The 20,823-nt window shown below is 38.6% G+C and carries 13 protein-coding genes and 1 other RNA gene; all 14 read left to right on the top strand.

Features of this window, described 5'->3' with window-relative positions; genetic code table 11:
* Positions 1-192 precede the first annotated feature (192 nt).
* The 14 genes from IPO83_18290 (at position 193) to IPO83_18225 (ending at position 20,801) form a co-directional block, all read left to right on the top strand.
* The gene (locus IPO83_18290) at positions 193-762 is read left to right on the top strand and encodes a DUF1579 domain-containing protein (GenBank protein ID MBK9733207.1); all 570 of its coding nucleotides are present in this window, start codon (positions 193-195) and stop codon (positions 760-762) included.
* Positions 763-1,053: 291 nt separating this feature from the next.
* Positions 1,054-1,424: a transfer-messenger RNA gene (ssrA, locus tag IPO83_18285) on the top strand.
* A 260-nt stretch (positions 1,425-1,684) separates the two neighbouring features.
* Entirely contained in the window at positions 1,685-2,935 is a 1,251-nt protein-coding gene (locus tag IPO83_18280; GenBank protein MBK9733206.1) for a site-specific integrase, read from the top strand.
* An 81-nt stretch (positions 2,936-3,016) separates the two neighbouring features.
* Positions 3,017-4,162, top strand: a complete 1,146-nt coding sequence (locus tag IPO83_18275) for a hypothetical protein (GenBank protein ID MBK9733205.1) — start codon at positions 3,017-3,019, stop codon at positions 4,160-4,162.
* 152 nt (positions 4,163-4,314) lie between these two features.
* Positions 4,315-4,587, top strand: a complete 273-nt coding sequence (locus tag IPO83_18270; protein MBK9733204.1) for a helix-turn-helix domain-containing protein — start codon at positions 4,315-4,317, stop codon at positions 4,585-4,587.
* Complete coding sequence (locus IPO83_18265) at positions 4,584-5,324, top strand: hypothetical protein (GenBank protein MBK9733203.1); 741 nt, start codon at positions 4,584-4,586, stop codon at positions 5,322-5,324. The genes IPO83_18270 and IPO83_18265 overlap by 4 nt, the downstream gene beginning before the upstream one ends.
* Before the next feature lie 1,360 nt (positions 5,325-6,684).
* Complete coding sequence (locus IPO83_18260; protein ID MBK9733202.1) at positions 6,685-7,077, top strand: hypothetical protein; 393 nt, start codon at positions 6,685-6,687, stop codon at positions 7,075-7,077.
* Positions 7,078-7,249: 172 nt separating this feature from the next.
* Entirely contained in the window at positions 7,250-12,442 is a 5,193-nt protein-coding gene (locus IPO83_18255) for a DEAD/DEAH box helicase (GenBank protein MBK9733201.1), read from the top strand.
* Between the two features lie 5 nt (positions 12,443-12,447).
* Positions 12,448-15,330: a DEAD/DEAH box helicase gene (locus IPO83_18250; GenBank protein ID MBK9733200.1), complete on the top strand. Its 2,883-nt coding sequence runs from the start codon at positions 12,448-12,450 to the stop codon at positions 15,328-15,330.
* A gap of 2 nt (positions 15,331-15,332) precedes the next feature.
* Positions 15,333-16,349: a hypothetical protein gene (locus IPO83_18245; protein MBK9733199.1), complete on the top strand. Its 1,017-nt coding sequence runs from the start codon at positions 15,333-15,335 to the stop codon at positions 16,347-16,349.
* A gap of 8 nt (positions 16,350-16,357) precedes the next feature.
* A complete protein-coding gene (locus tag IPO83_18240; protein ID MBK9733198.1) occupies positions 16,358-17,491 on the top strand; it encodes a hypothetical protein in 1,134 nt (377 codons plus the stop codon).
* Positions 17,478-18,209 (top strand): hypothetical protein, encoded by a 732-nt coding sequence (locus IPO83_18235; protein ID MBK9733197.1) that lies wholly within the window; start codon positions 17,478-17,480, stop codon positions 18,207-18,209. Before IPO83_18240 ends, IPO83_18235 begins: the two co-directional genes overlap by 14 nt.
* A 148-nt stretch (positions 18,210-18,357) precedes the next feature.
* Positions 18,358-20,397 carry a hypothetical protein gene (locus IPO83_18230; protein MBK9733196.1) on the top strand — a complete coding sequence of 680 codons (2,040 nt, stop codon included), beginning with the start codon at positions 18,358-18,360 and terminating at the stop codon, positions 20,395-20,397.
* 113 nt (positions 20,398-20,510) lie between these two features.
* On the top strand, positions 20,511-20,801 hold the full coding sequence (locus tag IPO83_18225; GenBank protein MBK9733195.1) for a hypothetical protein: 291 nt from the start codon (positions 20,511-20,513) through the stop codon (positions 20,799-20,801).
* Positions 20,802-20,823 lie beyond the last annotated feature (22 nt).

Here is a 20,823-nt window from a genome sequence, read left to right as displayed (position 1 = left end):
TGGCTCCGGCTTCGCGGGCCCTTCGGCTACGCTCAGGGACCGCTCCTTCGGCTACGCTCAGGGACCGCTCCTTCGGCTACCTCAGGGAACGATTCTTCGGCTGCGCTCTTGCTGCATGAGAACCGGACAGCAGGAATTATATGCCGTTTGTTTTTTAATGCAATTTCTTTCTATCTTTAAATAAAAAATTATATGAAAAACTCAACCAAACTACTCTGTCTAATTGCCCTCTTGTTTGCAGGCAGCCATGTAATGGCTCAAACAGATGATCAAATGAAAGCCTGGATGGCTTACAGCACTCCGGGAGAGGCACAAAAAATGATGTCCAAGTCGGAAGGTGACTGGAAAGCTGAAACTACCTGGTGGATGGATCCTTCAAAGGAACCTCAGAAATCAAGTGGTACGGCGCACAATGAAATGGTGATGGGTGGTCGTTATCTTACTACAAGATTTAAAGGCGATATGATGGGCATGCCATTCGAAGGATTGGGAACTATTGCTTATGATAATGGGAAGAAGATTTACATCAGCACATGGATTGATAATATGGGAACGGGTCTAGGCTATATGGAAGGAAAAATGGGTGCCGATCGCAAAAGTATTGAGTTAAGGGGGAAGATGTATGAACCCACCATCGGCAAAGATGTAATGATGCGCGAGGTGCATACATTTGTTGACGAGAACCATCAGAAGATTGAAATGTACACGACCGGAAATGATAAGAAGGAAATGAAGACGATGGAAATCAACCTGTCGAGATAAAAAGCCAATAAGAATTGTTTGATTCCCCTGTGAACGCGTCATTCGTTTACAGGGGAATTTTATTTAGGAATTAGGAATTAAATTGGGACGTACAAGATAGGATTTTGCAATAAGACTAAAGACTACTAAGGACTAAGGACTAAGGACTTACAACGGGAAAGTGCTCAACAACCTAAACAATATAAACCCTTCAAACAATCTAAACAATATAAACCCTTCAAATACCATTCAAACAATCTAGACTATCTTTGTAAGATAATTAAATGTGTAACGCATCATTTCGTTACCACCGGGGCTGACCGGAATTGACAGCATCGTTCTTTGTAAGTAAGCATGTAGTGCATTGGGAGCCAAGCACTCAAATCTTTAACTCCCGACGCCATACTTGGCAACTCTAATTACGCAATGGCTGCCTAAACCTCAATGTAGGTTTCAGCTGTTTGTTCCCTGCGGATTGCGCCTGACAAGCTGCTCCGGAACATCATAAAGTCGGGCTGGTTCTGCTTTAGCTTCTTGAGCAGGATGAGACAACTACAGAAGATAAGATGGATGGTTGGTTTGTTCTTGACCGGCCTTCATTCGAAAATTAACAAGAAATAAACATGTAGAAAGCTTGCGATGGCTTTGTCTGGACGAGGGTTCAAATCCCTCCAGCTCCACAAATTAGAATTCAAATCAAATCATTCCCTCGTAAATCATAGTGTTTACGGGGGAATTTTGTTTTGGGGCATGTCAAAATAGACGTGAAATTTCAATGAAAAGGTTACCTATTAGGTTACCTAAACGAAAAATTGGGAATGGGTAACCTAAATGCACTGAAATTATTGACTGGTAAAGGTTTCATGAAATAAAACTTATGAAAACTACATAAGAATTGATTTATTTTACCTTACTTTGGTTACCTAAAATCAAACAAGGCCAAATGATTAAAAATCAATCGCTCGGATTACTTTTTTATCTACGGAAGGATAAACGTAATAAGGTAGGGCAGGTGCCAATCTATCTCCGCCTTACAGTTGACGGTCAGCGGGCCAACATTTCCACCAATCGTTATATTGATTTGGAAAGATGGAATGATGAGGCAGATAAAGTGCGGGGTTCAGGTGAAGAGAGTAAGAGCCTTAATCATTACCTCGATAGCCTGAAGAACAATGTATATGAGCATCACCGGATATTGCTCGAAAAAGGAAAGACGATTAGTGCGGAAACCCTTCGCAATGCTGTCTTAGGAATTGGTGAGAAAAGATACACACTCGTAGAGGCTTTTGATTACCACAATAAGCAAATGAAGGAAAAAGTTGGAATTGATTTTTCCTCGGCAACTGCTATTCGCTATGGTACCATACTTCAGCACATCCAGGAATTCATGCGTTCAAAGTACCGTGTAAGTGATATGCCGCTTGCAGATTTGAGTTACAAATTCATAACCGACCTGGAACATTATCTAAAGACCGTGCGCAAGTGCAATCATAACTCAACCTTAAAATACATCCGCAACTTCAGGAAGATCATTACTATGACTGTTGCGAACAACTGGCTGGTGAAGGATCCATTCCTCCAATATAAATCAAGACTGCAGGATACAGAATTCATTTATCTCACGGTGGAGGAATTGGAAAGGATGAAGAATAAGGAAATCAGCATTCCTCGGCTAAATCTTGTTCGTGACCTCTTTGTTTTCAGTTGTTATACTGGCTTGGCTTATGTCGATCTGGAGAAACTAACACACAATGAGATTGTAATTGGAATTGACGGAGAGAAATGGATACACACCTACCGAACTAAGACAGAAGTAAAATCCAATATTCCACTGTTACCGGAGGCACTGGCCATCATCGAAAAATACAAAGGGGATATAAAGGCGGCTTACAATGAAAGATTGTTACCTGTCATGAGCAATCAAAAACTGAATTCTTATTTGAAGGAACTAGCTGACATCTGTGAGATTAATAAAAACCTCACTTTTCATGTGGCCAGGAAGACATTTGGGACGACTGTATTGCTTAATAATGATGTGCCAATTGAATCCGTGAGTAGGATGTTGGGGCATTCTGATATCCGAACCACACAGAAAAGTTATGCTAAAGTGATGGATAAAAAGGTTAGCGATGACATGAGTTCACTTAAGGAAAAGCTTTATGGTAACAAAACTCAAAGAAGACATATTATTTAGTTGCATTTAAAGAAGTCGTATCAAATATTTTCAAGCTATAAAATAGTTCGGTAATGACAGCCAAATTATAAATAAGATGGTATGAAAAAAATGGATGAAGAGTATCCCCGACATAATAACAACCTGGAGTTCATAGATGACCTAATAAATAATCCATGGGCTTTTTCAGAGTATTTAAATAAACACAGATTTCAAGTAGAATGTGAAGATGTAATTGAATGCCGCAGAATGCGCATGGCATATTATGATCAATTACTGACTAAAATGGTCCAAGAGATAAAAAAAAATATTTTGAATGAGGCCAAGCTTTCAAATCTTAATGATTTGACTGTTTATAGTAACCAAACATTAACACACATTTTGGGCCTTGAGAAAAATAGTCTTATTCTAAACCCTCCAGACAGACTAAGAAATTTGGATGAAAATGAAGATTGCTTAAGAATACATTTATCAGTGGCGTTGAGCAAACTAATGGACATGGTAAGAGTTGTATTTAAACGAGAACTGTATCCCGAAAACAAACTCGATTTTGAACAATTTGTAAAAAAATTTCTAATTGCCGCCCAAGCTGGTGTGAATGTACATAGCATACCTGTTGTGCCAGATGGTATTCCCCATTTCAAAGAACACCTCCGATTTGCGATGCTGAACATTGAATCTAATTATGATGATTTCTTTCTCATTTGGGCTTCTAATGAATCTAAAAAAAGCAGGTCCGTGACTGAAGCGGATTTTATTTCTTATTGCAGAAAGTTGCTTCATTACAGCATTCAAGGTGATGAGATTGTTTTTGAGAATAAGAACTATCGAAGAATAGATATAGGCTTTTCTTTTAAGAAAGAATTCTTTGAGAACTATCTGAAGCCAGCAATTGAAAGATTGAAACAGTTCCTGGATCAAAAAGAAAGATTTATCCCAGGGGTAAAATCGAAAATAGTTCCAGACAACCAAATAAAAACGACTTTATCTTCTCGACAACTTGTATACTTTTTTGATCTATTAAAAAAATTTGATGTATTAAGATTCCCTACAAAAGCGGAATTAAGTCGATTTGCAAAGAGACATTTCGAAAGCGAGCGGTCAGGGAATTTTTCTGAAAGACAAGCATACAAGAAATCATATGAGTTATCAGAAAGTGAATATATTGAGCTAAATGAATTGCTCAATAATATGCGAAATGATATAAATAAACACATTCCTAATTCAGCACACAGTCATCGAAAGTAGCAACTCAGGAAATTATTTTTTGGAAAAGTTGATAGCTTGAAACCTTTATTGGGCAAAGGTTTGCGTAAGACTTATCCCCCAACTATCCCCAGTCTATCCCCCAATTTGTTAGACAGTGCAGCATAATTTTGAATCGATAAAACGATTTTGATATGCCTGCACAAGTTATAACACACGATGATCTCCTGTCTTTTAAGGAAGATCTTTTAATCGAATTAAAAGAGTTATTCGGAGGAGGTCTTAAACAAAGGAAGTGGCTCAAGTCAGAAGATGTGCGAAAGATGCTCAACATATCGCCCGGTACTCTTCAGACATTCCGAATCAAGGAAATTCTCCCTTTCACAAAGGTAGGAGGCATTATCTTCTATGACTATGACGATGTAGTAAAGGTTTTAGATGGTAACAGGACGAAATCTGAAAAATGAAAACCTTGCTGATCCCAGTGGAATTGTGTGAGTATGTTTTAAAGAATAAACTCTCGAAACCTTTCCAATTATACATTTTGCTCAAGTCTAGTTGTAATGGGAAAAGAATGATTTCGGCGGAAGATAAAATTATGATCGCTCAAAGGCTATTTCGAAAAACGGCAAAGACAATTCAGAATAATCTCAGTATACTTCTAGAGCTAAATTGGATAGGGTATAATAAGAAATCCAAATATTACTTCATCAGAGGTTTTGCGCACCTGCAAAAGGAATTGGGCCAGAAATCATTGACGGCTGCAGAATTTGAAATTGATAGAATTAATGAAATTCAAGCATTCATGGCTGCAGCAGTTATCGGTTATATGCTGAATCAACATAAGAAGAGACGGTGGATGTCCGGACTTGAAAAAGGAAGTCCTTCACAAGGCATCCACCTCTCTTCTGATTATGATAAAATTTCTCTATCTATCATATGTGAAAAGTTGGGCATTGCGCTTTCTAATGCGCACTGTTTAAAAAAGAAAGCCAAACTGGCTAAGTTCATTACCGTAATCAAACACTTTGAAAATTTAAATATTGACCCAAGGTTTGTGAACAAAATGAAGAAGACAGTACCGGAATTACGAACCCGTATTAGGGTTAATAATGGTAACATTGCCCTTCAGGAAGTTGATGAAATAATATCTCATATTCGGTTTAAAAAAAGGAAAAAAAAAGAAGCATATAAAAAGGAGTAGTATTATCTATCTTTTTTTTTCTCTTTTATTTCTCCTGATCTTATTGCTCATCCAATCTCCCTAGGATGAACCTACTGAGTCGTTTCCACTCGACTATAAAATGCAATAGCATTTCAGACCCTAACAACATATCCCAACAGATTAAAGGGTCATTTTAGGTTCAAAATCTTTGTAACATACAGATATTCACTATGAAGAATGGTTTATTGATTTTGCAATTATATACCTACGTCTATTGCTATTTGCAATTCTTCGAGCCAGAAAAAATGCATTTTCCGTAAATGGGCAATCCTCGCAGCAAGGCAGAGACTATAAAGAGTATTGCATTTTCGGAAAGGGCTAATATGATTTATTTTGATTGAGCAATTCGAAATTGGAGGGGTAGTGCGGCACAATTCAAAACAAAGGATACCTATTGGGTTACCTTTCTCAGAGTCTGATATGAAACCATTACCTGGACTGCATCTCAAAGTCAGGTTCGATTCCATCAAACTCCCAAACGGTTAAAAAAAATCAGGACGAAGTTATTTTGACTACAAGATTTTTAGTTCACGTTTTTTATGCCATTGCTTATGTTTTAAAATATGTCCTGGATGGTCGCCTGATGCACGTCGTCGCGTGATTTCTGCTTGGCAGTGTATTTATGTCCATTGCCGGAGATCTTCGTTTATAGGGCACGTTTTGAGGTGTCAATTTTCAATTCAGCAATCTGGTCAAGTTTGACCATCATCCTGGAAACAACAAAATTGTGTTGCTCGGATTTCAATCCAACCAGATGTATAAGGCAGGATAACTCGCTCGGATCTAAATCCGTGTAAGGCAAATTTATTGGGCTTGAGTAATGTGATTGTGTCATTCTGTAACCAGGACAAAGTAAATCGACATCCAAAGGCAAGGACCACCTATTAGTCATTTTGCCCGGATGTCCTGCTCGCGAGGAAACGGGAAATCGGAAAAATTTCCAACAGGAAAAAATCTGGAAATCGAAGGTGGGGGGTACACGGCAGGTGGGGGCGATCACGCGCTGCGAGGGGGTTACCCACGCTCTACGAACTAACCAGGTTTATTAAAGTTAGGTAAGTGGTATTTCAGTTTGGATTGATGTTAGCAACAAGTTTGTAAAGGGATTACATATGTCAAAGCTCATCTTCGGATGGTAAAGGGAATGTCTCAAGAAAATATTTCTAAATGCACTGACGGTTTTGTTCAATTCCATTGAATAAGAATAGAAGAGAAATCCTCTATGAAAACAGTTTACGAAAAGTAAACTGATTGTTACTTTTATTAGTATGATAGGTAGCATTTTTTGCACATTATTTGGAAACTACAATAGCTTTGTATTTGAAAAACATTTTGATGTATGAATGTAATCCAAAGTAAGCAGGTCGAAGTTGCCGGCAGTCCCTCCCAAAGCGATTATTTTAAAAGGCGCGGAGCAAGGTTTGTCAAAATATATACAGGATCCGTTGCTGACAAGCTTGCGGAAGCGGGAGGGAAGCCAACCATCCTTTTGATGCACATCATTGGAAATGATATGCTGGATTACGGAACCAACTATTTTCATTTGAACCGGCTGCGCAAAGAAGAAATCATGAAGGCTCTTGGGTTAAAGATGGGGGCAATCTATAAGAGCCTTAGAAGGCTAAAAGAAGTGGGGTTGGTAGAAATGCATGGACTCGGCAGCTATAAGGTAAACAAGGTCTATTTTGAATATGGGAAGTCAATTACTAAGTATAAGTCGAATAATTTGTAATCGCTTCATAGCAACACCATCTTTTCCTTTGGTATGAATCACCTCAATATGATTTGTTTATTATTAGGCATATCAACTTGTCCATTTTTTCTGTATTATGCAATAAATTAATAAGCTAAGTAAAGTGCACCTAACCCCGAGTGTGCTCTCTCAAGAAAAAGACTTATAAGAAATGTCTCCAACTAACATATTTGATTTACATAAGGATATCTTAAACAATTACAAGCTGTATATCGACAGCTTCATCAATATTGCAGACGCCAAAATCCTTGAAACAGTAAGAAAGGATTTCGATTCAGGGAATTTGTATCCCGAACCATTAATTCAGTTCAACCCATCTTTTGAATCTGGTGGAAAAGTAGAAGATTTGGTTAATGCCGGTATATTGGTTAGAGATTTCAATGACATATTCTATGATGAAAAGGGCGATTCGTGGTCAATATATAAACATCAGAAAGAAGCTATCATCAAGGGAAATGAAGGAACAGGATTTATAGTTACGTCCGGAACAGGTTCAGGCAAAAGCTTAACCTATATCTCAACCATTTTCAATCACCTGTTCAGAAATCCTAATAGGCCTGGAATCAAAGCGATTATTGTCTATCCGCTAAATGCTCTAATCAACTCACAGGAAGCGGCGCTCATTAGTTTCGAAGAAAATTACAGAAAAAGGACCGGCAAGGGTCTGCCATTCAGATTTGCAAAGTATTCCGGACAAGAAAAACAAGATGTTAGAGACAGCATTATTGCAAACCCACCAGATATTTTGCTTACCAACTACATGATGCTTGAACTATTGATGGTAAGAAAGACAGATGAGGTATTAAGAAGATCTTTTTTAGACAATATTGAATATCTGGTTTTTGATGAATTGCATGTTTATAAGGGGCGACAGGGTGCCGACGTTTCCTTGCTAAATAGAAGAATCAAATCCAGTGCAAAGAATAAGAATATAGTTTGCATTGGAACCTCTGCCACAATGGCCACAGGGACAATTGAAGAACAGAAAAACGAAGTTGCAAAAGTGGCTACAAGGTTTTTTGATTCTGATTTTTATCCGAAAGTTATAATTGTTGAATCACTTACTTATTCAACAAAGGAAGTTATCCCAACGAAAGAGGAGTTACGATCCTCATTAATAACAGATTTAATAGATAAATCGAAGGCAGCAATACTTGATAATTCTATTGCTATATGGCTGGAAAGAGCAATTGCAGTGAAAACAGAAGGGGAGAACAAAAGGAGGAATGTTCCCAAATCCCTGAAAGCTACAGCGACCGAATTATCGTCTGAAACAGGCGTAAGTGAAACAGAGTGTGAAAGGAAAATAATAGAAACTCTGGTTTGGGCTGAATCACTCAACATCAAAAGTACAGCTGAGAGAAAGAAAGATACCGTTCTTCCTTTCAAATTGCACCAGTTTATTTCACAGACCGGTTACGTTTATGTAACACTTGAGAGTGCAGATAAGAGGTACATAACGTTAGAACCCAATCCATTTGTAAAACTGTCTGGAAGCGAACATGAAGTACCGGTATTTCAAACTGTTTTTAGCAGGCTTAGCGGAATAGAATTTATTTGTGTTAGAAAAGATTTAAGTAAGTCTAAACTTGTTTTCAGGGATTTTAATGAGAATCAAAATCCCAGGAATGAAGACGATTTAAAAGCCAATGATGGGAACAAAGTCAAAAAGGTAAAAAGCCGACTTCAGGATGATTATAAAGATGGTTATATTCTCATTGATAGAGAATATTTATTAGATATCAATGATTTCATAGAATTATTACCCTCCGCATGGATTAGTAAATCCGGCAAGATCCATGCATCAAAGGACTTCCTGCTTCCCAAAGAAATTTATGTAACCAGGGATGGTTCGTTCTCTGACAGTAGCAATGGAGGTGAAAAAGTCTGGTTTATGCCAGCGCCCTTAATTTATGACCCAACCTGCGGCATAATCTATTTAGAATCTAAGCTTAGCGAGAAATCCAAACTCATATCCTTAGGTAACGAAGGGCGATCCACTTCTACAACACTCCTAACGCTTCAAACTTTATTATCCCTCTATAAGCATGGAAAGATATTGCAAGAGCAAAAGCTAATGAGCTTCACTGATAACAGGCAGGATGCTTCATTACAGGCCGGCCATTTTAATGATTTTATTCAAGTCGTTCATCTTCGCTCTGCCATCGAAAAAGTACTCAGAGTTAGTGATGAACCTCTGAAAATATCAGATTTGATATTCAGGGTTCAGGAAGCATTAAATTTACCGGAAAGCGATTATGCTACTAACCCTGCCCCAAATCCCAACCGACCGAATGAGGATAATCGGGAGGCTTTAAGAAATTATATTTCTTATCGGATAATACAGGATCTTAAAAGAGGTTGGCGTTACATATTGCCAAATCTAGAGCAAACAGCTTTACTGGAGATTACTTACAAAAGTATTGAAACAGATTCTACCGATGAAACACTATGGAGTGCTGTAGATTTACTTAAAGACTTGTCACCAGAAAAAAGAAAGGAATTTATTCTGCAGGTTTTGAATTACTTCAGGAATATGTATGCGGTGGATTATGACATGCTGAGGTATGAAAATAGGTTAGGAGTTGAAAGCGAATTGAACCAGCAACTTAATAAGGAAAAGCTTTGGTCTCTTGACAAGGGGGAACACCTGGATGCCCCTAACTATCTATCTCTACTAGGTGAGGACAAGGCAACAAGAGAAACTTTTATAAAGAGTATCGGTCCTTCAAGCAGATTGGCCAGATTCGTAAAACATGAGTTCAGAAAAGCTGGCAAATCGCCACTGAGCAGCAGTGAATACAATCTGTTCATGGGAACAGTGTTGGATGCTTTAACTGAAGTGCATTATTTAAAGAAGGTGAATATTAAAGCCGAAAAGGGGGAAAAGGACGCTTATCAATTAATCCTGTCAAAAGTGCTTTGGAAAAGAGGAGACAAAGTTAATGTTGCTACTGATAAGACTTCTTCTATTACACTGGATGAGGAAATTAAAATTAAGCCACATCTCTACTTTCAGTATTTGTATCAGGAAGATTTTTCGAATCTGCCAAAATCATTCATAGCTGCTGAGCATACAGGCCAGATAAAGAATGAGGACAAAATTGACAGAGAAGAGAAATTTAATAAAGCGATTGAGCTAAGTGCATTGTATTGTTCACCTACAATGGAATTGGGGATTGATATATCTTCACTGAATGTTGTTCACATGCGCAATGTTCCACCAAATCCGGCTAACTATGCACAACGCAGTGGAAGAGCTGGTCGTAATGGCCAATCAGCTTTAGTATTTACTTATGCTTCCAAAGTGTCCCCGCATGACAAACATTATTTTGCTGATCCCGTAAAAATGGTTGCCGGTGTTGTACAAGCTCCCCGGATTGATCTCACCAATGAAGAACTGATTCGTTCCCATATTAATGCTACGGTTTTATCATTCCTTAATGCAGAAGAATTTAAACCTTCACTGATCGAACTAATTGATATCTCCGGCGGCACTTACAAATTAAAGAGCGATGTAAAAGCCAGGTACCAGGATATAATTGAGTCGAGATTCAACGAAATAAAAGAGTTGGCACTACAAGTTACTGCTGATATTGATTTTAATGATGTTCGCTGGTTTAATCAAGCTTGGCTGGAAACACAAATACGAACAGTGCCAGATAAATTAGAGCATGCCTTGCTACGTTGGAGGAGAATGTATTTAGATGCCTTGCGTCAAATGAATGAGGCCCATGAGACACACATCAATCCATTAATAAAGGATGCTGAATTGAAAAAGCTTGCAAGTATTTCTTACATGCGGGCAAAGGATCGGAAAAATCTGCTGGAAAATCAATCTGATAAAGGAAGAAATTCGACATTATCTGAATTTTATACGTTTCGCTACCTCGCTTCAGAAGGCTTTTTACCTGGCTATAATTTTACCCGCCTACCCATTCGTGTTTTTCTTGGTGGCAAGGACAGGAATGAGTCTATTTCAAGACCGAGGTTTATTGGATTAAAGGAGTTTGGCCCTAATAACCTTATTTATCACAACGGTGGAAAATTTAAGGTAAACAGGATTACTCCAAACGATGTGTCATTAAACCTGATGGAAATTAAGATATCCAAAGAAACTAACTACGCATTTTTAGGTAAGGATGAAGGGAAGGGCAAAAATCAGGATCCGATCACTGGAACTCCTTTCACATCCAGCAATATTGAATTATATCAAAACCTCCTGGAATTAGAGGAAGCACAATCGGAAAACGCCGAGCGCATTTCATGTATGGAAGAAGTTCGCACTTCTGAAGGTTACGATACGAGACTTTATTTAAACACAGTGGATGGATTGCTGGATGCGACAAGAATTAAATTGACCGTAGATGGCGATGAATTGATGAAGTTATATTATGCTCCTGCTGCGAAACTTATTGTGTTGAATAAAAAATGGAAGCGAGGCACTGATGATGGATTTGATATCGGTGCCAAAACGGGTTTCTTTAAAACGAAGAAGCAAAAGGAAAAACCTAATCCGGAGGATCCCATTGAAAATGTCAAGCTCTTCACTTATGACACATCTGATGTCTTGTATGTGCAACCTATTAAAGCCTTAGGCCTTACGGAGGAAGGCGTTATTACTATGCAATATGCTTTAGAGAAAGCCATCGAACAATATTACAACATCGAACCTGTTGAGATTGATGCAAGGTTGATGGGAAGCGAAAAAAATAAGAACATCATGCTTTATGAATCATCAGAAGGCAGCATTGGAGTGCTTAAAGATATAGCACGAAACCCGGTGAGACTGAAGCAAATATTTCTCAAGACGTATGAAATATGCGGATATGATTATGAAAATAAAGAGGATCGCTTCCCAAACAGAGCTAAGGCAAGTTATGACGATTTGCTATCCTATTATAACCAAATGGATCACCTGAAAATAGATCGCCATTCGATAATTAAATCACTCGAACTGTTGATTGCTTCAAATCCTGACGATACGGTGGGCAGCAGCTACGAAGAAAAGTATGAAGAGCTGAAAAATGGCCTGCACCACCGCAGCCCGGGTGAAAAGCAATTATTGGATCACTTATTCAGTAACGGCTACCGGCTGCCTGATTATACCAATCACAACATGGAGCAATTTTATGTGCAACCTGATTTTGTGTATGAAAAGGAGAAGGCTTTAATTTTTGTTGATGGAGGTATTCATAAAAAAAATGTGAATAAAGCAGATGATGAACGGAAAAGAAAAATACTTGAGTTGGCAGGGTTTGATGTACTGGTTTGGGATTATACAACAATAGATGTTGCAGCTTTTGTAGCAAGAAGAGAAGATATTTTTAGAAAGGTACGATAAGGACGATGGTAGACAGCAAACTTAAAAAACCAGGGAAGCTGGTGAAATTCAGAGGAAGAAGATGTGTGGTTCAACCATCATCTGACAATGAAATTATATTGCTTAAACCCCTTGGTGGTTCGGATGATGAAATGATTTCAGTTTTTGAACCAGTATTGCAAGCGTTTGACAAATTGGAAGATGACCAGTTTGAATTGCCCAATAAATCTGACTTAGACAGTTTTCTAACAGCAAAATTACTCTATGATGCTGCCCGACTTTCCTTCCGACAGGTAAGCGGACCTTTTCGTTGTATGGGAAAACTTTCGTTTCGCCCACGAGCATATCAGTTGGTTCCATTGATTATGGCATTGAAGCAACCGGTTACGCGTTTATTAATTGCCGATGATGTAGGTGTTGGCAAAACCATTGAAGCCATTTTGATTTTAAGGGAGTTATTGGAACGGGGTACCATAAAATCATTTGCGGTTTTATGCCCGCCACATTTATGCGAGCAATGGCAAAAGGAACTGCTGGATAAATTGGATATCGACGCTGTAATTATCCGTTCAAGCACTGTGGCAGGTTTGGAGAGAAAAATTGTGGGTGATGATACACTGAATGTATTCAACTATTATCCTTACCAGGTAGTATCCATTGATTATGTAAAAAATGGATCTGCTAAGATGCCGGCTTTTCTAAAAGATGTGCCTGATCTGGTAATTGTGGATGAAGCACATACTTGTACCAAAAATCTTGATTTTAAAAAAACCGGTCAAAGCCAGCAACGATACGAGCTGTTGGAAAAGATTTCTAAAAACGACTTACAGCATTTGCTGCTACTTACGGCAACTCCACATAGTGGAAAGGATGGAGAATTTAAGTCGTTGTTGGGGTTAGTGAATGCTGAATTTGAAACCTACGATTTTGCCGACCTGGAGACTTCCGAAAAAAGAAAGGTAGCAGCCCATTTCATACAACGTAAGAGAAAAAATATTGAGAAATGGCTGGATGAGGAAACACCATTTCCCAAGCGGACTACTGAAGAATTACCATATACGCTTTCGGCCTCCTCTGACTACTATAAACTCTATCAGGATGTATTAAAATTTGCAAGAGGAATAAGTACCGAAGGTGTTACAGAGAACAAAGCCAGGATAAAATATTTTGCCGCATTATCATTATTGAGAGGAGTGATGAGTAGCCCGGCAGCAGGATTTGAAATGCTGCAAAAGCGAAAATCAAAACTTGTTGAGCCGGATGAAATTACAGCAGATGACGTAAAAGATAACCCTGTTTTAGAAAAATGGGATGAACAAAATGATTCAGAACAGGTTGAAATTATTGATCGTGCCGACCTAACCGAAAGCGAATGGAATACCTTACATAGGCTGGCTCAAAAGGCTCAGGATCTAACCACCATTGAGAAAGATCAAAAAGTTAAACTGGGTATTGAGCAAATCAAACTTTGGATTAATAAGGGTCAAAGCCCTATTGTGTTTTGCCGCTTTATTGCAACGGCGCAATATGTAGCAAAACTTCTAAAGGAACGTTTACCCAGCAACGTGGATGTTCGTGCCATCACCAGTGAATTGAGTGATGAAGAGCGCAGGGAGAAGATTGATGAGATGGGCAAAAGCCAAAAAAGAGTGTTGGTTGCCACGGATTGTCTAAGTGAGGGCATCAATTTGCAGGATAGCTTCAATGCCATCCTGCATTACGATTTACCATGGAATCCAAACCGCCTGGAGCAACGGGAAGGTCGTGTGGATCGCTATGGGCAACCGGGATGGATTGATAAAAGCGGCATTCATCAAAATACCATTGATGTAAAAGTGTTGTTTGGTGAAGACAATCCCATGGATGTGGTGGTGTTGAAAATCATCATTGAAAAAATACAACGTATTCAAAGCACATCAGGTGTAAGCATCGCTTTGGCAGAAGATAATCGTTCGGTGATGGATAAAGTTTTGAAAGAGGTTTTGCTCAATCCTGATAAAGCGCAAAATAAATTCTCGAAGCAAATACGAATCGATTTTGGAGCAAGTACTGAATTAGACGAATTGGATGTTGAAATTACCAACGAAATAGAATACGCCAGAGAAAAGGCAGAAAAAATCCGCTCCATATTTGCTCATGAAAGCATTATGCCGGAAGAGGTAAAGAAAGACTTGCAGGAGGTAGATGAAGCAATCGGTGACGTTGCTACTTTAGAGGCATTCGCATTAGCGGCCGCAAAACTTCTAGGGGCAGATTTTGATACCATTCAAGGTGGCTATGTTTTCAAAAAAATGAATATGGATGATTGGCTGGCTTCTGCATTGGGCCAAGGCGATAGAATTCATATTTCATTTCAATCTCCAACTCCGCAAGGGTTCCGTTACATAGGCCGCAACCATCGTTTTGTAGAGCAACTTTGCCACCGGATTATTGCTAACTCATTAGATAAAGAAAGAAAAGGGAATAAAGCAGCAAGAGCATCTGTATTCAGAACGGGTACAGTGAATACACAGACAACATTAATACAATTTCGTGTTCGCAATGTGATTTGTGAAGTAAGCAAGCAACACGAAATGGTTTCGGAAGAAATGTTTCTATGGGGTTACGAGCAAACAAAGGAGGGCATTCAAGCTTTAGATATTGACCAATGTAAAACACTTTTACACACTTCAAGTGCATTGGATATCAGCACTGAAAGGCAAGGAATTATTTTTGAAAGAGAACTGCAACATTTTCAAGAGTTGCATCCAGCCTTTATACAAGTGGTTGCGAAGCGTGCTGATGAATTAGTAAATGCACATAGTCGTTTTGCAAAATATATAGGTGCTAAACGCTTTGAGGCAGTTACTCCTGTTTTACCTCCTGACATTTTAGGGGTATATGTATTAATTCCCAACCCCAAACTATAATTATGAATAAAGCAATAGAGGATAAATATGGTCCGCAAAGCTCAGGTGATAATCTATTTACAAGAAGAACAAGATTACTTCAATCTTACTACAGGGTAGAGAAGTTAAAGGAAAAGGAGTTCGGAATAGGGCCAAATAAAAATTCAGTTCATAAAATAAAAGATGATTTGGGGGAATTAGCGGGAGAAACAAGGCCATCTTACTACGGCAATATGCTGGTTAATGGAGTTAGGACAGGAAGAAATTTTATTTATCCTGAAACATTTCAATATGCTGGAAATAGATTGGAGAAAAAAATGAAGGAAGAAACTATCGATGCATATAGGCTCTTCAATAACATGCTTTCAAGCATGCCATTAGCTTTTAATCTTTTTCATCCACTTATGATGATAAAAGAGAAGTATCCAAAAGAACTGAATAGAATGATCCAGGATGCCTTTCCGGCATTGCCTGTTTATGAGGTAATGGATATAAAAATAGAATTTGTTCCTACGCCTATTAATGATTACACAAATGACAAATCAGCAATGGATGCTGCAATAATATTTAAGGATGAGAATGAAAACAAACACTTATTGGCTATTGAGGTAAAATATACCGATTCGTTGGGAACAAACAAAGCAAGTGATAATGCTCTAAAATGTAAAACGGCTGAGGATTTAGTACAATTTACTGATGACGGGTTGGAAACTATTAAAGGAGGCTGTTCACAAATTTACCGGAATTATTTATTGGCTGAAAAGTATGCAAAGGTGCAAAAATGGATGAATGAAGACGGACAGATAAATAGTTATTCTATAATTCTTGCACCTAAGGATCATCCATCAACTCAAAGAGAAATTGATTCATTAAAGAAATTTTTGAAACCTCAATTCCAGTATAAGATTGAAAAAAGTGATCTGGAATTGTTTATTGAAACACTTAGCTTGAATTGTCCTGATGAATTTAAGGAGTGGTTAAGTGAGTTTAATGATAGGTATTTAAATTTTGGCCCTTTAGAAGACTTGTTAAAGCGATAAGTGAAGCCATGATTTTCCCATCCATCGACATACAAGGGTCAATCCTTTCTACCGACATTCTCGGTAAAATCCGCTCTGAACAAGCAACATTTCAACAGGGCAAAGATTTTAATCCTGACTATACCAATGCAAAACTAAAAGACGAAATAAGCCTGGCATGGCAGGAAGCCAAAGGGCAATGGAACATTTTTAAAAGCAAATTGTCACGATTGAAGGTGGGTGAAACCGGCACCACGGAAACCCGTAATTTTTGGATTTCTCCTCTGCTTACCAATCTCAGCTACAACCTTAGTTTCAACCGGGCTGCTGAAGAACTCAATGGCAAATTATTTCCCATTGGATACCGTGACAGCAGTTTGGATAATTTCCCTGTGTATATTGGCGGTTATCAAGAATCGCTGGACAAACGACCGGAAAACAAACAACTGCGGGTATCTCCACATGCTTTGCTGCAGGAGTATCTCAATTACAGCGAGCACCTTTATGGCATAGTGACCAATGGCCGTCAATTGCGTTTGTTGCGTGATGCCAGTCGCATTACCCGGCTAAGCTATGTAGAGTTTAACCTGGAGAAAATGATGGAAGAGGACTTGTATTCCGATTTCGTTATTCTGTACCGGGTGCTTCATGCCAGCCGGATGCCAAAAAGTGTGGGTAGTGGTGCAGAAAGCCTGATTGAGAAATATCATCAGGATGGTTTGGAAGCCGGAAGCACCATTCGGAGTAAGTTGGGGGAAGCAGTAAAAGGTGCTATTAAAAATTTGGCGAATGGATTCATTAATCATCCAAACAATACAGCGCTTCGCAAAGCTTTGGAAGAAGGGCTTGTAAACCCCGATGAATATTACCGGTACCAACTGCGAATCGTCTACCGTCTGCTTTTTCTATTTGTGATTGAAGAACGCAACCTGGTGTATGCAGACAGCAAAACACCGGAAACCAAACGTTTTAATCAAATCTATTTCAATTATTGCAGCCTGATCCGATTAAGGAAATTAGCGCGAAAGCTACTACCTCCAGAAGCTACCCGCCATTGCGATTTGTGGCAAGGCCTGGTGAGCACCTTCTCCTTATTCGAAAAAAAAGGATATTGGCGAAAAGCTGGGCATTATGAGCCTGCAAGGGGATTTGTTTGGTTATGATGCCATTGCTAACAACCGGTATGATTTGCATCAATGCTACCTAAGCAATGCTGTACTACTCAGCATCATTAAATCACTTACCTATTTTGAAAATGATAACGGGGTATTAATTGCCGTAAATTATGGTGGATTGGATGTAGAAGAATTTGGTTCTGTGTATGAAGGCTTGCTAGAACTAAAATTAGAGTTCAACAAAATTGAAGGTTCTGATAATTATTCTGTGAACTGGAAAAAGAAAGCCGGTGGCAGAGAGTTTCAATCTCACTATACACCCGAAGAATTGGTGCAGCCTTTAATCAAGCACTCTTTAGAATACCTTATTGAAGATATATTACTGCTTTACTCTCAAAAGAAAGTAAACAAGGAAAACACGATAAAGGCTTTGTTGAAATTAAAAGTATGTGATGTTGCCTGCGGCAGCGGACATATATTGTTAAGTGCAGCCCGTAGAATTGCATTGGCAGTAGCGAGGGTGCAAACCGATGAAGAACAACCAAACCCTTTGTCCATTCGTAAAGCAATGAAAGAGGTAGTGCGAAACTGTATTTATGGTGTAGATAAAAACCCATTGGCAGTAGAGCTTTGTAAAATTGCTTTATGGCTGGAAGCATACAACCCCGGAGAACCGCTTAACTTTCTAGATCACCATATAAAATGTGGCGATGCCATTGTAGGTCTGGCGCACCGCAGCGAATTAGAAAAAGGGAATTGCCGATGAAGCCTTTAAGACGCTGCCGGGTGATGATAAAGACATTGCGAAAGCATGGCGTGATAAAAACGTAAAAGAGCGCAAAGAAAGAATTGCCGATACGTTACAGCTAAAGGCGGAGTTTGAAAAAAGCACCGAAAATTCCGTGCAGGAAGCAATGGCAGAATACAAGACCTTTAACCAACTGCCCGAAACCACCCCGGATGAAATAGAACGCAAGGCAAAAGCTTACAAAAAATTTATAGATGGTAAGGGCTTTATCTTTTTAAAAGCGATGGCCGATACTCAGGTAGCTCAATTCTTTATTCCTAAAACAGAAGCCAATAAAGATTACCTGATGACCGATGCAGATTTCCGCCTGATATTAAGCGGATACAAAGGTTGGCAGGATAGAAAAGTGGCGAAGGCAACAGCAATTGCTTTAGAGCAAAGGTTCTTTCATTGGTTTATAGAGTTTCCGGAGGTATTCGATGAAGGAGGATTTGATTGTGATTTAGGTAATCCACCATTTCTGGGTGGACAAAAAATATCAACTGCCTTAGGTAATGCTACGTTGAATTGCATTCACTATGTTTATCCCCCTACGAGTGGAACTTGTGATCTAGTTGCTTATTTCTTTCGAAGGGCTTTTTCTTTGATAAAAACGCACGGCTTTATCTCTTTGATAAGTACAAAAACTATTTCTCAGGGAGACACACGCTTAGGCGGACTTGAAAAAATTCTTTTTGATGGTGGACGAATTAATCATGCTATAAGAAGTATAAAGTGGCCAGGTGAAGCTGCGGTTAAAGTATCACTTGTTACCATCTATAAAGGAATGTGGAGTAGAAGTATATTTTTGGAAGGTAAAGAAGTTCATGTAATTACCGCATATTTAGACGATGCAAAAACAAAAGGTAATCCATATGCACTAAATCAAAATGAAAATAAAAGTTTTATTGGTTCTTATGTTTTGGGTCTTGGTTATGTATTGGAGACTTCAGTTGCATTTGCGCTTATAGACAAAAATCAAAAAAATAAAATGGTGCTTTTTCCGTATTTGAATGGAGATGACCTGAATAATAATATAGACCAAAAACCAAGTAGGTGGGTAATTAATTTCTTTAGTTGGCCACTGAAACGATATGACGATGAAGAATGGGGAGCTTTGACTGCTAAAGAAAAGGAGAAGATACTGACCCGGATAAAAGAAAACAAAGTCGTTCCTTTTGCTCCTCCAAAATATGAGGGTTATGTTGCGTCTGATTTCCCTGATTGTTTAAATATTTTAGAAGAGCTTGTAAAGCCTGAGAGACAGAGATGGAAGAAAGATGCTAGAGGAATTGAAATTGAAGGTAAATATGCTTTACGTGAGCCGTTACCTGAATTCTGGTGGATTTATGGAGAGAAACGCCCAGCTCTATACAAAGCAATTGCTTCACTTGATAAAGTATCAGTTCATACAAGAGTTACAAAAACTCATGCTTTTGTTTTTGTACCAAATGGTTGGGTTTATTCTGAAGCCATTGTTGTATTCAAGGATGATCGCTTTTCATTGATGCAATCATCAATACATGAATATTGGGCTTGGAATTATTCATCGAGTATGAAAGGAGATAGAAGATACTCTGCATCCGACGCTTTCGAGACTTTCCCATTTCCACAAGATGCTTCCTCAAATCAGAATCAAAAGTTGGAGCAAATCGGAAACAAATATTATGAGTATCGACAGCAACTTATGCTGGGCATACAATTGGGTCTTACCAAAACCTATAATTTGTTTCATTGTAACGCCATCACTACTCAAAGCATTACCGATAAAGACAAATTGGTAATGGCTTTGCGAAAGCATTTAGATAAAACAACCAACACCATTTCTTTTGATGAAGCAACTAAAGGCATTCTCAAACTCCGGGAGTTGCATATTCAAATTGATTATGCTGTTTTAACTGCTTATGGTTGGAATGACATTGAACTTCGACATGATTTTTATGAGGTTGATTATTTGCCGGAGAATGATAGAGTAAGATTTACAATTCATCCGGATGCAAGAAGAGAAGTATTGAAGCGGTTGTTGGAGTTAAATCATAAAATACATGAAGAGGAAGTGAAGGCGGGGTTGTGGGATAAGAAAAGGACGTCTGGAAAGAAATCAAGGTCAGACGAAGTCAGCGAACCGGAAGTTGGATATGGTGGATTGTTCAATCAAGAAGGATGAAAGTGATGAGTAAAGAGTATGACAATATAGCTGAAGGTGATCATCGAAAGTTCCTGAATCTCCTCAGGGAGTCTCACGGGGAATCAGCTGTAGCACCATACATAAAAATGAACGTGGAGCGAATACTCATTCATTATATTGGTTGTACTTGGGGCGCATGTTACAATACTAAATTTAAAGAACTGATTCAACCTTATTTCGATGATGAAAAACTATTGGATAAAATACTCAGGACGGATATTATCAAGGAGAGATCGAACGTGCTGATTGGAGAAAGCGGAGCCAGAATATTTGATTTACTTCTGTTTGAACTTAACAATGCAACAGCCCGAGAATTCGGGATTACTTATATGAAGAGTTTCGAGGTGACATTTGATTGTAAAAGGAAGAATTATTGCAATTAGGTAGAAAATTGAAATTCTGGAT

The sequence above is a fragment of the Chitinophagaceae bacterium genome, from assembly GCA_016717285.1.
In the GTDB taxonomy this organism is placed as follows: Bacteria; Bacteroidota; Bacteroidia; order Chitinophagales; family UBA10324; genus JACCZZ01.
This window is presented reverse-complemented; position numbering and strand designations above follow the sequence as displayed.

Coding starts and splice junctions, on each gene's coding strand:
- IPO83_18290 (MBK9733207.1), top strand. CDS start 193: ATGAAAAACTCAACCAAACTACTCTGTCTAATTGCCCTCTTGTTTGCA.
- IPO83_18280 (MBK9733206.1), top strand. CDS start 1,685: ATGATTAAAAATCAATCGCTCGGATTACTTTTTTATCTACGGAAGGAT.
- IPO83_18275 (MBK9733205.1), top strand. CDS start 3,017: ATGAAAAAAATGGATGAAGAGTATCCCCGACATAATAACAACCTGGAG.
- IPO83_18270 (MBK9733204.1), top strand. CDS start 4,315: ATGCCTGCACAAGTTATAACACACGATGATCTCCTGTCTTTTAAGGAA.
- IPO83_18265 (MBK9733203.1), top strand. CDS start 4,584: ATGAAAACCTTGCTGATCCCAGTGGAATTGTGTGAGTATGTTTTAAAG.
- IPO83_18260 (MBK9733202.1), top strand. CDS start 6,685: ATGAATGTAATCCAAAGTAAGCAGGTCGAAGTTGCCGGCAGTCCCTCC.
- IPO83_18255 (MBK9733201.1), top strand. CDS start 7,250: ATGTCTCCAACTAACATATTTGATTTACATAAGGATATCTTAAACAAT.
- IPO83_18250 (MBK9733200.1), top strand. CDS start 12,448: ATGGTAGACAGCAAACTTAAAAAACCAGGGAAGCTGGTGAAATTCAGA.
- IPO83_18245 (MBK9733199.1), top strand. CDS start 15,333: ATGAATAAAGCAATAGAGGATAAATATGGTCCGCAAAGCTCAGGTGAT.
- IPO83_18240 (MBK9733198.1), top strand. CDS start 16,358: ATGATTTTCCCATCCATCGACATACAAGGGTCAATCCTTTCTACCGAC.
- IPO83_18230 (MBK9733196.1), top strand. CDS start 18,358: ATGGCAGAATACAAGACCTTTAACCAACTGCCCGAAACCACCCCGGAT.